The organism is Providencia zhijiangensis (assembly GCF_030315915.2).
Classification (GTDB): domain Bacteria; phylum Pseudomonadota; class Gammaproteobacteria; order Enterobacterales; family Enterobacteriaceae; genus Providencia; species Providencia zhijiangensis.
In genome coordinates, this window is sequence record NZ_CP135990.1 from 118,236 (window position 1) to 133,017 (window position 14,782).

14 protein-coding genes are annotated in these 14,782 nt (G+C 41.5%); all 14 read left to right on the plus strand.

Features of this window, described 5'->3' with window-relative positions; genetic code table 11:
* The first annotated feature begins 4 nt into the window (after positions 1-4).
* The 14 genes from QS795_RS00520 to QS795_RS00585 all read left to right on the plus strand — a co-directional run bounded on the left by QS795_RS00520 (position 5) and on the right by QS795_RS00585 (position 14,730).
* Positions 5-2,500 carry a TcfC E-set like domain-containing protein gene (locus QS795_RS00520; protein ID WP_286271492.1) on the plus strand — a complete coding sequence of 832 codons (2,496 nt, stop codon included), beginning with the start codon at positions 5-7 and terminating at the stop codon, positions 2,498-2,500.
* Between the two features lie 25 nt (positions 2,501-2,525).
* On the plus strand, positions 2,526-4,142 hold the full coding sequence (locus tag QS795_RS00525; protein ID WP_108478645.1) for a fimbrial protein: 1,617 nt from the start codon (positions 2,526-2,528) through the stop codon (positions 4,140-4,142).
* 69 nt (positions 4,143-4,211) lie between these two features.
* On the plus strand, positions 4,212-4,889 hold the full coding sequence (locus QS795_RS00530; protein ID WP_286271493.1) for a fimbrial protein: 678 nt from the start codon (positions 4,212-4,214) through the stop codon (positions 4,887-4,889).
* A 504-nt stretch (positions 4,890-5,393) separates the two neighbouring features.
* Positions 5,394-7,838, plus strand: a complete 2,445-nt coding sequence (dmsA, locus tag QS795_RS00535) for a dimethylsulfoxide reductase subunit A (RefSeq protein WP_272535324.1) — start codon at positions 5,394-5,396, stop codon at positions 7,836-7,838.
* 11 nt (positions 7,839-7,849) lie between these two features.
* The gene (locus QS795_RS00540) at positions 7,850-8,467 is read left to right on the plus strand and encodes a DMSO/selenate family reductase complex B subunit (RefSeq protein WP_036950397.1); all 618 of its coding nucleotides are present in this window, start codon (positions 7,850-7,852) and stop codon (positions 8,465-8,467) included.
* A 1-nt stretch (position 8,468) separates the two neighbouring features.
* Entirely contained in the window at positions 8,469-9,326 is an 858-nt protein-coding gene (locus QS795_RS00545; protein WP_286271499.1) for a DmsC/YnfH family molybdoenzyme membrane anchor subunit, read from the plus strand.
* Positions 9,327-9,600: 274 nt separating this feature from the next.
* Positions 9,601-10,215, plus strand: coding sequence for a Tat proofreading chaperone DmsD (gene dmsD, locus QS795_RS00550; RefSeq protein WP_318626717.1), 615 nt, complete (start codon positions 9,601-9,603; stop codon positions 10,213-10,215).
* A gap of 309 nt (positions 10,216-10,524) precedes the next feature.
* Complete coding sequence (locus QS795_RS00555) at positions 10,525-10,908, plus strand: lipoprotein (protein ID WP_286271502.1); 384 nt, start codon at positions 10,525-10,527, stop codon at positions 10,906-10,908.
* Positions 10,909-10,926: 18 nt separating this feature from the next.
* Positions 10,927-12,000, plus strand: coding sequence for a methyltransferase (locus QS795_RS00560; RefSeq protein WP_286271504.1), 1,074 nt, complete (start codon positions 10,927-10,929; stop codon positions 11,998-12,000).
* Positions 12,001-12,044: 44 nt separating this feature from the next.
* Positions 12,045-12,788 carry a beta-ketoacyl synthase chain length factor gene (locus QS795_RS00565; protein WP_318626718.1) on the plus strand — a complete coding sequence of 248 codons (744 nt, stop codon included), beginning with the start codon at positions 12,045-12,047 and terminating at the stop codon, positions 12,786-12,788.
* The gene (locus QS795_RS00570) at positions 12,785-13,552 is read left to right on the plus strand and encodes a lysophospholipid acyltransferase family protein (RefSeq protein WP_318626719.1); all 768 of its coding nucleotides are present in this window, start codon (positions 12,785-12,787) and stop codon (positions 13,550-13,552) included. The genes QS795_RS00565 and QS795_RS00570 overlap by 4 nt, the downstream gene beginning before the upstream one ends.
* Before the next feature lie 20 nt (positions 13,553-13,572).
* Positions 13,573-13,824: a phosphopantetheine-binding protein gene (locus QS795_RS00575; RefSeq protein WP_286271510.1), complete on the plus strand. Its 252-nt coding sequence runs from the start codon at positions 13,573-13,575 to the stop codon at positions 13,822-13,824.
* Positions 13,825-13,836: 12 nt separating this feature from the next.
* On the plus strand, positions 13,837-14,094 hold the full coding sequence (locus tag QS795_RS00580; protein ID WP_286271512.1) for an acyl carrier protein: 258 nt from the start codon (positions 13,837-13,839) through the stop codon (positions 14,092-14,094).
* A 27-nt stretch (positions 14,095-14,121) separates the two neighbouring features.
* Positions 14,122-14,730: a COG4648 family protein gene (locus QS795_RS00585; protein WP_286271513.1), complete on the plus strand. Its 609-nt coding sequence runs from the start codon at positions 14,122-14,124 to the stop codon at positions 14,728-14,730.
* Positions 14,731-14,782: the final 52 nt, after the last annotated feature.

The window sequence follows — 14,782 nt, forward strand, 5'->3', positions numbered from 1 at the left end:
AATCATGCGTAAGAGTGTTATTGCTTTATCAATATTAAGCATTTTTTTTTCAAACACCATTCATGCCAGTGAGATGAAGAGTATTAAAATTGGTGGTTACATTATTCCTCCGGCATTTGTGAGTGCATTGGAAGAAGGAATGTCTGTGCCTGTTTTTCTACGATTAAGTGATGATGCTAAAAAAAACCAAAGCGAAGATAAAATCGCGGATGCAGTTATTGTCATTGACCAAGGTAAAATTAAGTTATCGAGTATTCACCTCATTGACAGTACGCAAGGTCCTCAACTGAATAGTTTGCTGGTTGATAAAATTGAAAATAAACAAGATGCCATTTTTGATGATAACAACGGTATTGTTATCGACAATAATGCAGTGCTGAAATTAAATATTTCGTCATTCAATTTATCATTAGATGTTGATAAATCTGCATTTACACCGAAAACTCACGCAAGGCATTCTGTATTAGGTGATTCATCCGTTAATTCACTTTCGGCAGTGGCAAACTATGATTTAGGTGTATTCCAAAGTCAGGTAAAAAATGCAAAAAATAGCTCCAGTAGCTATTTCAATTTAGACGCGTTATTTGCCGCAGCAGAGCACCATTTTAATATTAATGCATCGGCTTATAGCATCGGTAAATCCAATGCAAGTGTTGAATTATACCGAGCGATGTATGAGCGTGACTTTAATGGGCTGCGTGTCGCATTGGGTTTAATGAGTACGTGGAATTTACAATCCATTGCCAGCTTAACCGCGTTGAGCAGTAGTAAAATTTATGCGGTCACTATCGGAAATAACTCCGAGAGTGTCGTCAACAATAAACAGCAGTCACTGACCCCTATTTATGCCTTCTTAAATAGCCCTGGTGAAGTTCGTATTTATCGCCAAGGTAAGCTTCTTAACATCCAAAACTTCCCAATGGGTAACTTTGAGGTAGACACCAGTACACTGCCTTTTGGTATTTATGACGTCACTATCGAAACGGTTGTTGATGGGAAAGTGGTCACCACTCAAAATCAAACCATCAATAAATCCTTAGGGGCAATTGGAGGAAACTTCGACAAACTGAATTGGGAAATGTACGGGGGCTATGTTGATTTCGATAAAAGAAATTATGCTCGTGGAGAAGGTCGTCATAGCCAAGCCCCTGAGAAAAGCTATTTAGCAGGAGCTTCATTTGCCTATAACTTCCCAGTGCTGTCAGGTATACGCTTTCAGATGTCAAACTATGGTTTTGATAAATTCCTAGTTCAAGAAACAAGCATCAACGCGTCGATTAATAACTATATCTCGGTTTCTTGGCAGGGCATGCTGGAGAATCACGGCAGCTATCGCAACATTGGTACGATTTCTGTCAGTATTCCTGACGGTTATGGCTCTTTTTGGGCATCACGAGAACGAACAGTGATTGAAGGGGATTTACCGCTTTACGATGCGGATAACTATTCCTATGGCGCGACAGTTAACTTCGACAAGATTATTGATAGAACGGGTTCATTCACGATCAGTAATACCAAAGACCGTCGCGTAGGCAGTGATTCAATTAACTACGAATATGCGAATACGCTGTTTTCTGGGCGCTATGGAACAGTTGGGCTCAGAGCCGGTGTGCAGCGTTATCACTATGACAATCAAAACAGTACCAACGAAAAATATGTGAATCTGGATTTCTCATTACCGCTGTCTACGTGGTTAAGCACGGGCGTATCTTCCACGAATGGCAATATGAAAGCCAATATTTATGCCAACAAAAGTTTTGAAAACTCGCCGATCACTAATGCGGGAATTTCGGTCTCTAAGTTAGTGCGTGATAAAGATAATGGCGCTTCGGATTTTTCGACGCTGGCCTACGCCTCTTATGACATGAAATATAACTCGGGCACCGTCACGATTAACCGACCGGATAGCGACCGACTGAACGGTAACTTAACCTCTCGCGGATCGGTGGCTTACAGCAATGGCATGATCACACCAAGTGGCAACCAAGGAAAATCAGGGGTAATTATTAATTCTGAGATTCAAGGTGCCGGTAGCATGGTGGCGAAGGTGAATGGGCAGAATTACCCAATCAGCGGAAAAAATACCTTTATTCCATTGTCACCATATTCAGATTACGACATCCAGTTAATGAACGACGGGAAGTCAAAAGACAGTTTTGACATTGTCTCTGGACGCAATAAATCCGTCACGCTGTATCCCGGCAATATCGCGTTTTATCAACCCGAAGTTCGTCAGTTGGTCACGGTGTTTGGACGGCTTAAATCACCAGATGGTGAATACATAAAATATGCCTCGATTCGTAACCATATTGGGCGAACAAAAACCGATAAAAATGGGGAATTCTCCATGGACGTTGATGTGCGCTATCCCGTAATTTCGTTATTGCAAGAAGATGAGAAAACGATCTGCGAAGCCGATTTAAACCTACAAGGCGCACGCGGTGCTTTATGGGTCGGTGAGGTGACTTGTGAGCCTCAAGAAGCATTAGCAAAACGCTAACTCTCAATTTTAAGGTTAATAAAACATGCGAGTATTATCGACATCAGCACTCTGTTTTTCACTGGCGGTACTCACGTCAAATGCATTGGCAGCGACAGCACCATTGCAGGAATACGTCATTGTTGAGAACCAGATTGATAACGAATTTTTTATCGTTGCCAACAGGGTTGACCCTCGCTTTTCTGGATCCAACGTTTTTACTAAATATCAACGAAATAGCCAATTAAGTTTAGGCTATATGGGGTATACCGGTACCCCTTTTAGCTCGACCTATAATATAGGGGATATTTGGCTAGAAAACTCCCCTGTAAACCAACCATTTGTGGGGAACCGTTGTATGACAAACAACCGAAATTGTCCTGCGACATCCTATTGGTCAGCTCAACAACTTCGGGATAATGGTGCATATAAAATTCAGCAAACAGGAACACCAGGAGAATCCGGATACTCTAGACCCATTTTTTCTGAATCATTTTACCGTTGGATTGCAGAATTACCGCCGGGAACCGAATACACGTTTGATTTAAGAACTTGTACGAGTCGAGATGATTATGACCTGAGTAATTCGACCTGTATGACCAGCGGCGGGCGAACCTCGACTCAGCAGCATTATATTCCAACGAATAAAAAGGGAAATATTATCCTGAAGGGAACGGGGGCTTTGCAGGAAGTCTTCGTGGATAGTAACGGCAACCCAACGGTTGGGTTGGGCTCAAACTTCTGTACTACGGGAATTGTTGGAAACGTTTCTGGCGTTATTTGTCAGCTCGTTGAATTGGAAACGAAAGGTTCATCGATCAGTGGGTCATTTACCGTCCGTATGTATATCGATCACCAAAAATTGGGTCTGACGGCGGCACCTAGAGCTGCATTAATCCAATATAAAGGGAGTAACAGTACCCGTTGGACTAACTGGTCATCAACCACCAATATGTCGGAAATATTTAATAACGGCTCGAATTTTATTGAAGTGTTCCTATCGAATACATATTTGAAATCCATTGTTGATGCTTCTCCTAACTCGAGCGTGACTTTGGCGGATAGTGTTTATACGTTTGCTTTTCAATCTCCACTGCCTCAATCAGGGTTCTATGAGTTTACTCCATCGAACTATCTGATTATTAAACCTCGAGATTATGGGATCAGTATTATCCCTGCCGACTTTAACCCGAACCAATCGAAAACTGGGAAAGTGGGAAATGAAGAGCCGCCAATTGAATTTAATTATATTGTGACGACCAGTGGACCAAGGCAGGCAGACTCTATTACCGCCAAAGTGGAAGGTCCAAGTACCACGCTAAAAGGGCAATCGTACTGCTTATTTAGCTCAAATGATGACAAATTCAAAGTGCCATTTTCAGCGTATTTATCATTTAAAAATCACACGGGAAGCTTAGAGTCTTACCGAGCCAGTTGCGATAGCAATGAAATTTCCCTCAAAAATGCGCTATGGGAAGAGACGCCGTGGGCAAGACCAAATGAAGATTTAGGTTCCTTTTATCGAACCAATTTAGACCTGCTATTCCCAATGAATGAGGCGAATTCTTTCTTCACGTTAGATGGCATTGATTGGCTAGGGACAGTTTCGGCAAGTGGTACCGTGACGGTAAAAGCCATCTGGACAGGCCCCGATATTCAGTAAATTAATCCATTTTTTAGGCGACTCATTCAGTATTCAGTCGCCTTATTCTTCAGCGCTAACAGGTTAATTATGAAACTCAATTCTTTGCTGAAATTCTTATTACTATGCACACTGTTTTCGTTTAATGCTAGCGTTCATGCGCTTTACATTAATTCGGATATCTCTTCGATGGAGTCCGATAAAGAATTTTTTTCTAAGCCCTATATTAACGATACGAAAAAGACCAATTTATATAATTTTAGCGCGTATCAAATTGATAAACCGGGCAGCCATGAACAAGGGCGAGCCATTCATAATGGGGAAATTATCTTTACCCCACTGAAGAAAATTTTATTACCGGGAGAGCAGGAATTCTTTAAAATTTTTTATCGCGGAACCGTGGATAACCAAGAGCGCTATTACAAAATCATCATTAGTGAAACGCCACTTGAAATGCAAAATGATCATGAGCAACGCAAACAGCCGCTATTTTACCCAACGGTCAGTTTAGAAACGTACTTCGTCGTGAGACCCAAACAGCCTGATTTTAAATATACGCTCGACCAAAATGCAGGCATTTTGAAAAACACGGGGAATACCTACTTTAGAGTGCTTTTGCATAACAATTGTGATGCAGAGGATGATACTGAGCCTTACGTCCTTTACTTGCTACCTAATCAAACGTATCAAGATGCGCGTTTAACCAAGAAAAGCCGCAAGTACATTGTGATTTTTGATAAATATTACGCCGTGGGTAATTGCGAATAATTTTTATTTCACATGTGATATTTCTACGTTTTATATTTAATATTGATAATTAATATCATTTATAAATAAATTGTTTTTACATGAAAACTATCAGCTAAATACAATAAAAATCATTCAAGAATTGATAAAACCTTATCTGTGTTATTTTTTTATAATCATTTGAAATGAAAGTTTTATATATTATAAAACTCCAATTTATATATTTTAATATATAACGAATTTCCAGAATCAACCGCGAATGAAGCGGCATAAACACATTGATGATGTTGATTATCAATGTGTTTATTGATGTAAGACAATCTCTCGAATTCCCCGATTGATATTATTAACTCAATCAAAAACTCTAATTACCTCTAATTATGTGGCTGGCGGTTTTATCGCTAATGGCACACAAACTGCATTTTTAATTCCATTGTTTTAACGAAAAAAATTTAGCGAAAAAAATTTTAGCGAAAAAACTTCTTATTATTTTAAGCAATTGCAATTTAAGTGAGCGAGTTATATATGGCCAATATAAAAGAGAAAGCTGCTATTTTTGCTCCTCTTAGCCGTCGCGGCTTTGTGAAAGCGGGCGCCGTGACAGGTTTAGCCGCCGCAGCGGGAGGATTTTCTCTTCCGTTTAGCGCTTCAGCGGAAACAGAGCAAAAAACATCGACACCATCAGGAAATGAAAAAGTTGTTTGGAGTGCGTGTACAGTTAACTGCGGAAGCCGTTGCCCATTGCGCATGCATGTTGTAGATGGCGAAATCAAATACGTTGAAACCGATAATACGGGTAATGACGTGTATGAAGAGCTGCATCAAGTCCGTGCATGTTTACGTGGCCGCTCTATGCGCCGCCGCGTCTATAACCCAGACCGTCTGCGCTACCCAATGATGCGTGTAGGCAAACGCGGTGAAGGTAAATTTAAGCGCATTAGTTGGGAAGAAGCTTTCGACGCTATTGCCGACAACATGAAGCGCTTAATTAAAGATTATGGTAATGAGTCTATTTACCTGAACTACGGTACAGGTACTCTTGGCGGAACCATGACAAAATCATGGCCACCGGGGGCAACTTTGATTGCTCGTCTCATGAACTGCTGTGGTGGTTATTTAAATCATTATGGCGACTACAGTACCGCACAAATTGCGGCAGGTCTGAATTATACCTTTGGTGGCTGGGCAGACGGTAATAGCCCTTCAGACATCGAAAACTCTAAATTAGTGGTGATGTTTGGTAACAACCCTGGCGAAACGCGTATGAGCGGCGGCGGGGTCACTTACTATGTTGAACAAGCACGCGAAAAATCTAACGCGAAAATGATCATCATCGACCCTCGCTACACCGATACAGGTGCAGGACGTGAAGATGAATGGATCCCAATTCGTCCGGGTACTGATGCAGCGCTGGTTAACGCCATTGCGTATGTGATGATCAAAGAAGACTTAGTGGATAAGCCATTCTTAGATAAATATTGCGTGGGTTACGATGAAACCACCATGCCAGCTGGCGCACCAAAAAATGCGCACTACAAAGCTTATATCCTGGGTGATGGCCCTGACGGCCAAGCGAAAACCCCTGAATGGGCAGCATCCATCACCGGTATTCCGGCGGCTCGCATTGTGAAATTAGCCCGTGAAATCGGTACTGCAAAACCGGCGTATATTGTGCAAGGTTGGGGCCCTCAGCGTCGTTCGAATGGTGAGTTGACCTCTCGCGCTATCTCAATGCTGGCGATTTTAACCGGTAACATCGGTATTCATGGCGGTAACACGGGGGCTCGCGAAGGCTCTTACAGCATTCCATTCGTGCGTATGCCGACTTTGACTAACCCAGTGCAAACCAGCATTTCCATGTTTATGTGGACTGACGCCATCCTGCGTGGTCCTGAAATGACGGCTACCCGTGATGGTGTCCGTGGTAAAGATAAATTGGATGTGCCAATTAAAATGGTATGGAACTACGCAGGTAACTGCTTAGTTAACCAACATTCAGAAATCAACCGTACCCACGATATCCTGCAAGACGAATCGAAGTGCGAAATGATTGTGGTGATTGATAACCACATGACCGCCTCGGCAAAATATGCCGATATCTTACTGCCAGACTGCACTGCGTCTGAGCAAATGGATTTCTGTATGGATGCTTCTGCGGGGAATATGTCCTACGTTATTTTTGCTGACCAAGCTATCAAACCCCGTTTTGAAAGCCGCAATATCTATGAAATGACCAGCGAAATTGCCAAACGCATGGGTGTCGGTGAGCAGTTTACTGAAAATCGTACCCAAGAAGAGTGGTTACGTCATTTATACGAACAATCTCGCGCAGCATTGCCGGAGCTGCCAACGTTCGAAGAGTTCCGTGAGCAAGGTATCTTTAAAAAACGTGATCCTAAAGGTCACCATGTGGCTTATCAAAGTTTCCGTGAAGACCCGATTGCGAATCCATTAACCACGCCATCAGGCAAGATCGAGATCTATTCCGCACAATTAGCGGAGCTGCAAAATTCATGGGAGCTGGAAGAGGGAGATGTTATCCATCCATTGCCAGTCTATTCCGTTGGGTTTGAGCAGTATGGCGATCCATTAATGGAGAAATTCCCATTACAGTTGACGGGCTTCCACTATAAATCACGTACCCACTCAACCTATGGCAACGTGGATGTATTGAAAGCGGCTTGTCCTCAAGAGTTATGGATCAACCCACAAGATGCGGCGAAACGCTCCCTGAAACATGGGGATTTAGTCCGTGTATATAATGACCGAGGCGAAGTGCGTGTCAAAGTCAAAGTCACCCCACGAATTTTACCGGGTGTGGTTGGTTTGGGTGAGGGTGCATGGTATGACCCTGATGGTAACCGTATTGACCATGCGGGCAGCATTAACGTGTTGACCACGCAGCGTCCATCGCCATTGGCGAAAGGGAACCCATCACACTCTAATCTTGTTGAAGTTGTGAAAGCTTAAGGATGCCAGATATGTCAACGCAATATGGTTTTTATATCGATTCAAGTCGTTGCACTGGCTGCAAAACCTGTGAGTTAGCCTGCAAAGACTTTAAAAATTTATCTCCAGAAGTGAATTTCCGCCGTATTTATGAATACGCGGGGGGTGATTGGACTGAGCAAGATGGCGTTTATGGGCAGAATGTTTTCGCCTATTACCTGTCTATTTCGTGTAACCACTGTGATGACCCAGCATGTGCCAAAGTGTGTCCAAGTGGCGCGATGCACAAACGCGAAGATGGGTTTGTGGTGGTGGATGAAGAAGTCTGTATTGGTTGCCGCTATTGCAGTATGGCATGCCCTTACGGTGCGCCTCAATTTGACCAAGTCAAAGGTCATATGACCAAGTGTGATGGTTGCTATGAGCGTGTAGCAGAAGGCAAAAAACCAATCTGTGTGGAATCTTGCCCATTACGTGCATTGGATATGGCACCGATTGAAGAGCTGCGCGCCAAATATGGTGATTTAGCGGAAATCGCACCATTACCATCGGCTGAATATACTCATCCAAATATCGTTTTAAAATTGAATGCCAATAGCAAACCTGTCGGTGATACCACGGGTCATCTGGCTAACCCGGAGGAAGTTTAATATGGGCGCGGGAATTCATGAATGGCCATTGATGTTTTTCACGGTTATTGGTCAAAGTGTTGCGGGTGCATTTATTGTGATGGCAGCGGTTTTGTTAAGTGGGAAACTATCCCCTGAACTTAACCGCAAAGTGCATTACAGCATGTTCGGTCTGTGGGTGTTAATGGGAATTGGTTTCTTATTATCCACGATGCACATGGGTACCCCATTGCGTGCATTTAATGCCTTCAACCGCTTAGGGGCTTCTTCACTGAGTAATGAAATTGCCAGTGGTGCAATCTTCTTTGCCTTTGGTGGCTTATATTGGTTGTTGGCAGTGTTAAATAAAATGCCGGCTGCGCTAGGTAAATTATGGTTAGTGGTGGTGGCTGTTCTGGCGGCTATCTTTGTGGTGGCGACTTCCCGTGTGTACCAAATCCCAACGGTACCAACATGGAATAACAGCTACACCATGATCAACTTCGTGCTAACGGCATTCTTGGGTGGGCCTATCTTAGCCTCGCTGTTATTGCGTGTGGCTGGGTTTGACCTGCAATGTATCCGTCGTCTCCCGGCATTGAGTGCGATAGCATTATTAGTGAGTGCAGCCGCGGCAATTTCCCAAGGATTTGACTTGGCGAGCATTGAAACCGCAGTACAAAAAGCAACGGATTTAGTGCCAGATTACGGCTTCTTAATGGATATTAAGATTGTTGCCGTAGCGATGGGGCTGGGTTGCTGGGTCATGCCGTTAATCGCGAAACGTAATCCATCCGTTATTAACTTGGGCATCGGTACCCTGTTAGTGTTGGCGGGCGAGATTGTTGGACGCGGTGTGTTCTATGGTCTGCATATGACCGTGGGCATGGCCGTTAACTAATCATCACTACAAAGGCTTAGCAGATGGTTGCTAAGCCTAAGGTTGATGACAAAGAGGGATAAAAGCGTGGTTTTTCCCTCTTTGTGTTATCAGGCGAAAATCAATAAATTGATTTTCCTCGTTAATGTTACAACCCAAACGAGCCATTTCCAAACCTGATGGGTTTGGAAATGGTCTGGAGCTTAGCAGATGGTTGCTAAGCCTTTCGTTTCCAAGAATTTTTATCAATAATAAGCAAAACAACAAATAACACATGAACAGTGGATTACACACCATGAACGAACTCGCTTTAAATAATGTTTCTGTGACAGCTCGGATCCTTGGTGCGGCATTCTATTATTCCCCTGACCAAGTGTCCGACATTATCGAATTATTGGTATCCGGTGAGTGGGTAGCAGACTGGCATTACGGCTCTGAAGAGCAAAAACAAGGGATTGCCGCAGAGATGGCGACAATGCAACGTGATGATGAAACCCTTGATGAAGCCTATCAACGCCTCTTTATTGGCCCTTATTCGCTTCCTTCTCCACCGTGGGGTTCAGTCTGGCTCGATAAAGAAAATGTGCTGTTTGGCGAGTCTACTTTGCAACTTCGTGAGTGGATGCAAGTCAACCAAATTGATATTCACTTAACGCAAAATGAACCCGAAGACCATTTTGGTTTATTGATGATGATGGTGGCTTGGGTAGCGGAACATCAACCTGAAAATCTTTCTGAATTACTCGGGAAACATATTTTGCCATGGGGCCTGCTGTATTTAGACAAAATGCAGGAAAAAGGCGATTCTCCATTTTATGTGGGGCTGAGTAAGTTGGCGCATTTAACGCTGGTGGCTTGGCAGGATTCGATGAATATTGAAGCGGATAAAAAACTGATTTTTTATCGCTGATGGATTGGATATATAAAACTAATAAATCAGATTATTCCGCTGATTTTTCATTCTACAGTTTAAATGTAATAAGGCGGACTAATATTCTTCACTTTTTACTTTCTTAGGTATTATCAGAAGAAAAAACTGAGAAATGGTTCTTTGGGAAATAGATGTGTGAGTTGAATTTTAAAACTAATAATTAAAGGAATAAATTGCTGATAAAATCCATTGTTCACTCTTTTTAAAGATATACATTTTTTCCATATTTATATATATTTCACCTTTATCTTTTTGTGCTTAATCTAAAAATTGAAAGGGATGAAGTAAATGAATAAGTTTAAAAGTGCAGTTGTTGCCGTGTCTTTGGCTTTGATTTTGACTGGCTGTGCTAGAACAGCTGCAATAAATACACCAACAACGACCATTACTGCTAATGTCTCCGCAGATAAGGTAAAAGAAGCTATTTTATTGGCGGGTAAAGAGCGCAAATGGATTATGACTCAAGTTAAACCTGGCGTGATTGATGCCCGTTATGTTCCTCGTGGCCACAGCGTTAGTGTGAGAATTAACTATACCGCAACATCTTACACAATTAATTATGTGTCGAGTGATAATATGAAGGCGGGCGATGGAAAAATCCATAAAAACTATAATCGTTGGATTAATAATCTAGATGTTGATATTCAACATAATATTATGGTTCTAAAGTAAGAAACTATTAATATAATTATGAAAAATTATTTAGAGTTTGACAAGGATGATATTTCTGCTTTTGATGCTATCAGTGAAGCTCAGCGTATAGCATTTGCTCCTATGATATTTCAGGCAACCATTTGTTTACGTGACTTTGGTATTTTAGCATTTCTTGATGCTCAAACTAAAAATGGGGCAACATTAGCAGAAATAAGTCAATATATTGAACTAAATGAGTATTCGATTTCTTTATTACTCGACATTGGATTAACAAATCAACTTGTGTATAAAAAAGACAATCGCTTTTACCTTGGTAAAGTAGGCTATTTCTTTTTACATGATGAGATGACGCGTGTTAATACTAATTTCACACAGCATGTTTGTTACGAAGGTCTATTTTCTCTTAAAGAGTCTATGGAGAAAATGAAGCCAGAAGGCTTAAAAGTATTTGGTGAATGGGAAACCATTTACCCATATTTAAGCCAATTACCAGAACCAGCTAAAACAAGTTGGTTCGAATTCGATCATTATTATTCCAGTTCAGCGTTCAAATTAGCGATACGCATTATTTCTGAATATAACCCGTCACTGCTTTATGATGTGGGCGGTAACACCGGAAAATGGGCTCTAACCTGTTGTGAATATAACCCTGATATTGACGTTAAGATTATTGATCTCCCAGAACAAATAGCCTTAATGGAAGAAAATATTCGCCAAACACCATATCATTCACGCATTTCAGGTGAAGGTATTAACATGTTAGGCAATGCTCCACTACCTACTCAGGCTGATATTTGGTGGATGAGCCAATTTCTAGACTGTTTTACACCTGAGCAGGTTGTCAGCATTCTGAAGAAGATTCATGGTGCCATGAAAGATGATGCTAAAGTAGCGATAATGGAGCTATTTTGGGATCGTCAGCCTTATAAAATCGGAGCATATAGCTTGAATGCAACGTCTTTGTATTTTACCTGTATGGCAAATGGTAATAGTCGGTTTTATGGTTTTGATGAGTTTGAAGCACTGCTATATACCGCTGGTTTTGTTATTGAGCGTGCTGAAGATAATTTGGGCGTCGGACATTCATTATTGATTTGCACTAAAGCTTAGCGGAATGATCCTATCAGCGTCGTAAAGAGTGAAGATAACGTTGTATGAGTATGAAGATAAAAGTCCTTGATTGGGTCGCTTTAGCGCCGAGTCTATCTTCCCATGATGAGTGGCTTGCATGGAGTCATGGTGGTTCAGAGTGTATTGATGAAACCGCCCCGCTACCTAAATGTTCGCAATTGCCGATGATGATGGCGCGCCGTTTGAATAACGGTAGCCGTCTTGCTGTGGAGTGTGGATTAACGCTCTATCGTCGTCATCAGGATATTGATGCCATTGTATTTAGTAGTCGTCATGGCGAATTAGAAAGGAACCAACGTATTCTGAGTGAACTCGCGACTCAAACACCAGTTTCGCCAACTAATTTTACGATGTCAGTACATAATTCGGCAGTTGGAACGCTGTCGATCATCACAAAGACTAATATACCAACATCCGCGATATCAGCAGGGCAAGATAGTTTTCAACAGGGATTGTATGAAGTGTTATCGTTGTTGCTTCATCAGTCTAAACGTGTGCTATTTGTTGATTTTGATGGTGATCTTCCTGAAGCATATAACTCCGTATTGCCTGAAACCTGTACGAGATTCCCTTATGCGTGTGCCTTTCTACTTTCCTCTGATGAATCGCTGACTTGCTCTCCCATGGCAGCCAAGGCGGTGCATTCAAGTACACCGATATTACCGCAAAGCATTCAATTTATTGTGGGGCTATTGAGTGATAAACCCACTTTTTGCGTAATAGGTGAGGGGCATGTTTGGCAGTGGAATAAACAGCAATCAATATGAGTCGTTGTATGCAATTTATTGAGCGTATTTGGCGGCATATTATGACCCCATTGTGCTTTTTTATTTTCGGGGTAGGAGGGCTATTGCTCTCTGTTATCTGGTTTAACTGTTTATTTCTGTTTTGTTCTAACAAAACGAAGCGAACATATATCGCACGCCAAAGTATCAGTTATAGCTTCCGATTATTTTTACGTATTACAAAAACGGTTGGTGTCTTGAATTATTCATACCATGGACTGGAAAAGCTTCAAGAAGACTCTGGAACGTTGGTATTGAGTAACCATCCAACCTTGTTAGACTATGTTTTGGTGGCAGCCGTCATGCCCCAAGTTGATTGTTTAGTTAAGTCATCATTATTGCGTAATCCTTTTGTTTCGGGCGTCATACGTGCGTGTGATTACTTAATTAATAATCAACATGAGATATTATTATCAGAGTGTCATAAACGTTTGGCTCAAGGTGATAATATATTGATATTTCCAGAGGGTACGCGGACAACGCCGGGCGTGAAACCCCACTTACAGCGTGGTGCCGCCAATATAGCATTACGTTGTCAGTGCCCAGTTCGTTTTTTACATATTCAAAATAACGAAATTGCATTAACTAAATACACAAAATGGTATCACATACCAAAACGTAAACTGCGTTTGTCACTCACCGTCCGAGAAAGCATGCACGTTGATGAATTAGTGAGTGCATCTATTGAACAAACATCAATTAAAGCAAGGCATTTAACCCGAGCTTTTGAAACAAAACTTATCTAGTTATGAGGTCTTTGATCTGTATGTCTATGCAATTAAAAATTAAACAGTTAATTATCGAGTCACTTAACCTCGAAGAAATTACACCAGACGAAATAGATACTGACGCGCCACTGTTCGGTGAGGGTCTTGGATTGGATTCTATTGATGCGCTTGAATTAGGAATGGCAATTAAAAATCAATTTGGGATTGTACTTTCCTCTGACAGTGAAGATATTCGCCATCATTTTTACTCTGTGGCTACACTCGCTGATTACATTGCTTCACATCAATAAGCGGAGAACATCATGACTCAAGAACAACTTTATCAAGAAATTTCCCAGCTTTTGGTTTCACTATTTGAAATCGATCCTGAACAAATCAAACCAGAATCTCGTCTGTATGAAGACCTTGATCTTGATAGCATCGATGCGGTCGACATGATTGTTTATCTGCAGAAAAAAACAGGCAAAAAAATCAAGCCAGAATCATTTAAAAGTGTTCGTACTGTTCAAGATGTTACTGATGTGCTTGTTCAACTGTTTAATGAGCCTAAAGAGCAGTAAAACCGTATTTAACGTATGCAAACCTTAATGACAGTCAAAAAAATCTTCCCTGTTATGCTTAAAGTCATCGATATTTTATTGATGATTACTTGGCCATTTGTTGTTATTTGTCTAGTTTATCAAGACAAAATACAGCTGCTCGGGGTGACGTTGTTAGGGTATTTTATTTTACGTTTCATTATGTTATCGAAGATTTCTCAACACAATAAAAAACTCGTTATCATGCTGACGGTGATCGGGGCGGGATTGGCCGTGTTGAGTTTACTATTAAAAAATCATGAAGCTCTGCTGTATTACCCTCCAATGGTCAGCATGACATTACTGGGTGTTTTTGGTTATAGCCTCTATAAACCACCTTCTCTCATTGAACAGCTTGCGCGATTACAGACGCCAAATTTGACTCGTAAAGGAATTGAATATACTTACCGCGTGACTCAAGTCTGGTGTTTATTCTTTATTTTTAATGCGGGCATTTCCCTACTGACTATTTGGTCGGGCGATCTTGAGCTTTGGGCTTGGTGGAATGGCTTTCTTAGCTATTGCTTTATTGGGCTGCTATTTGTTGGTGAATGGTGTATTCGAAAACGAGTGCAGCGTTCAGATCCTGAAAATTTAAACGATATTAGTAAAGCGTAACATGCTCAATCAACCACCATATCAGCCCATATCTCAATGGCTTTCGGGTTTA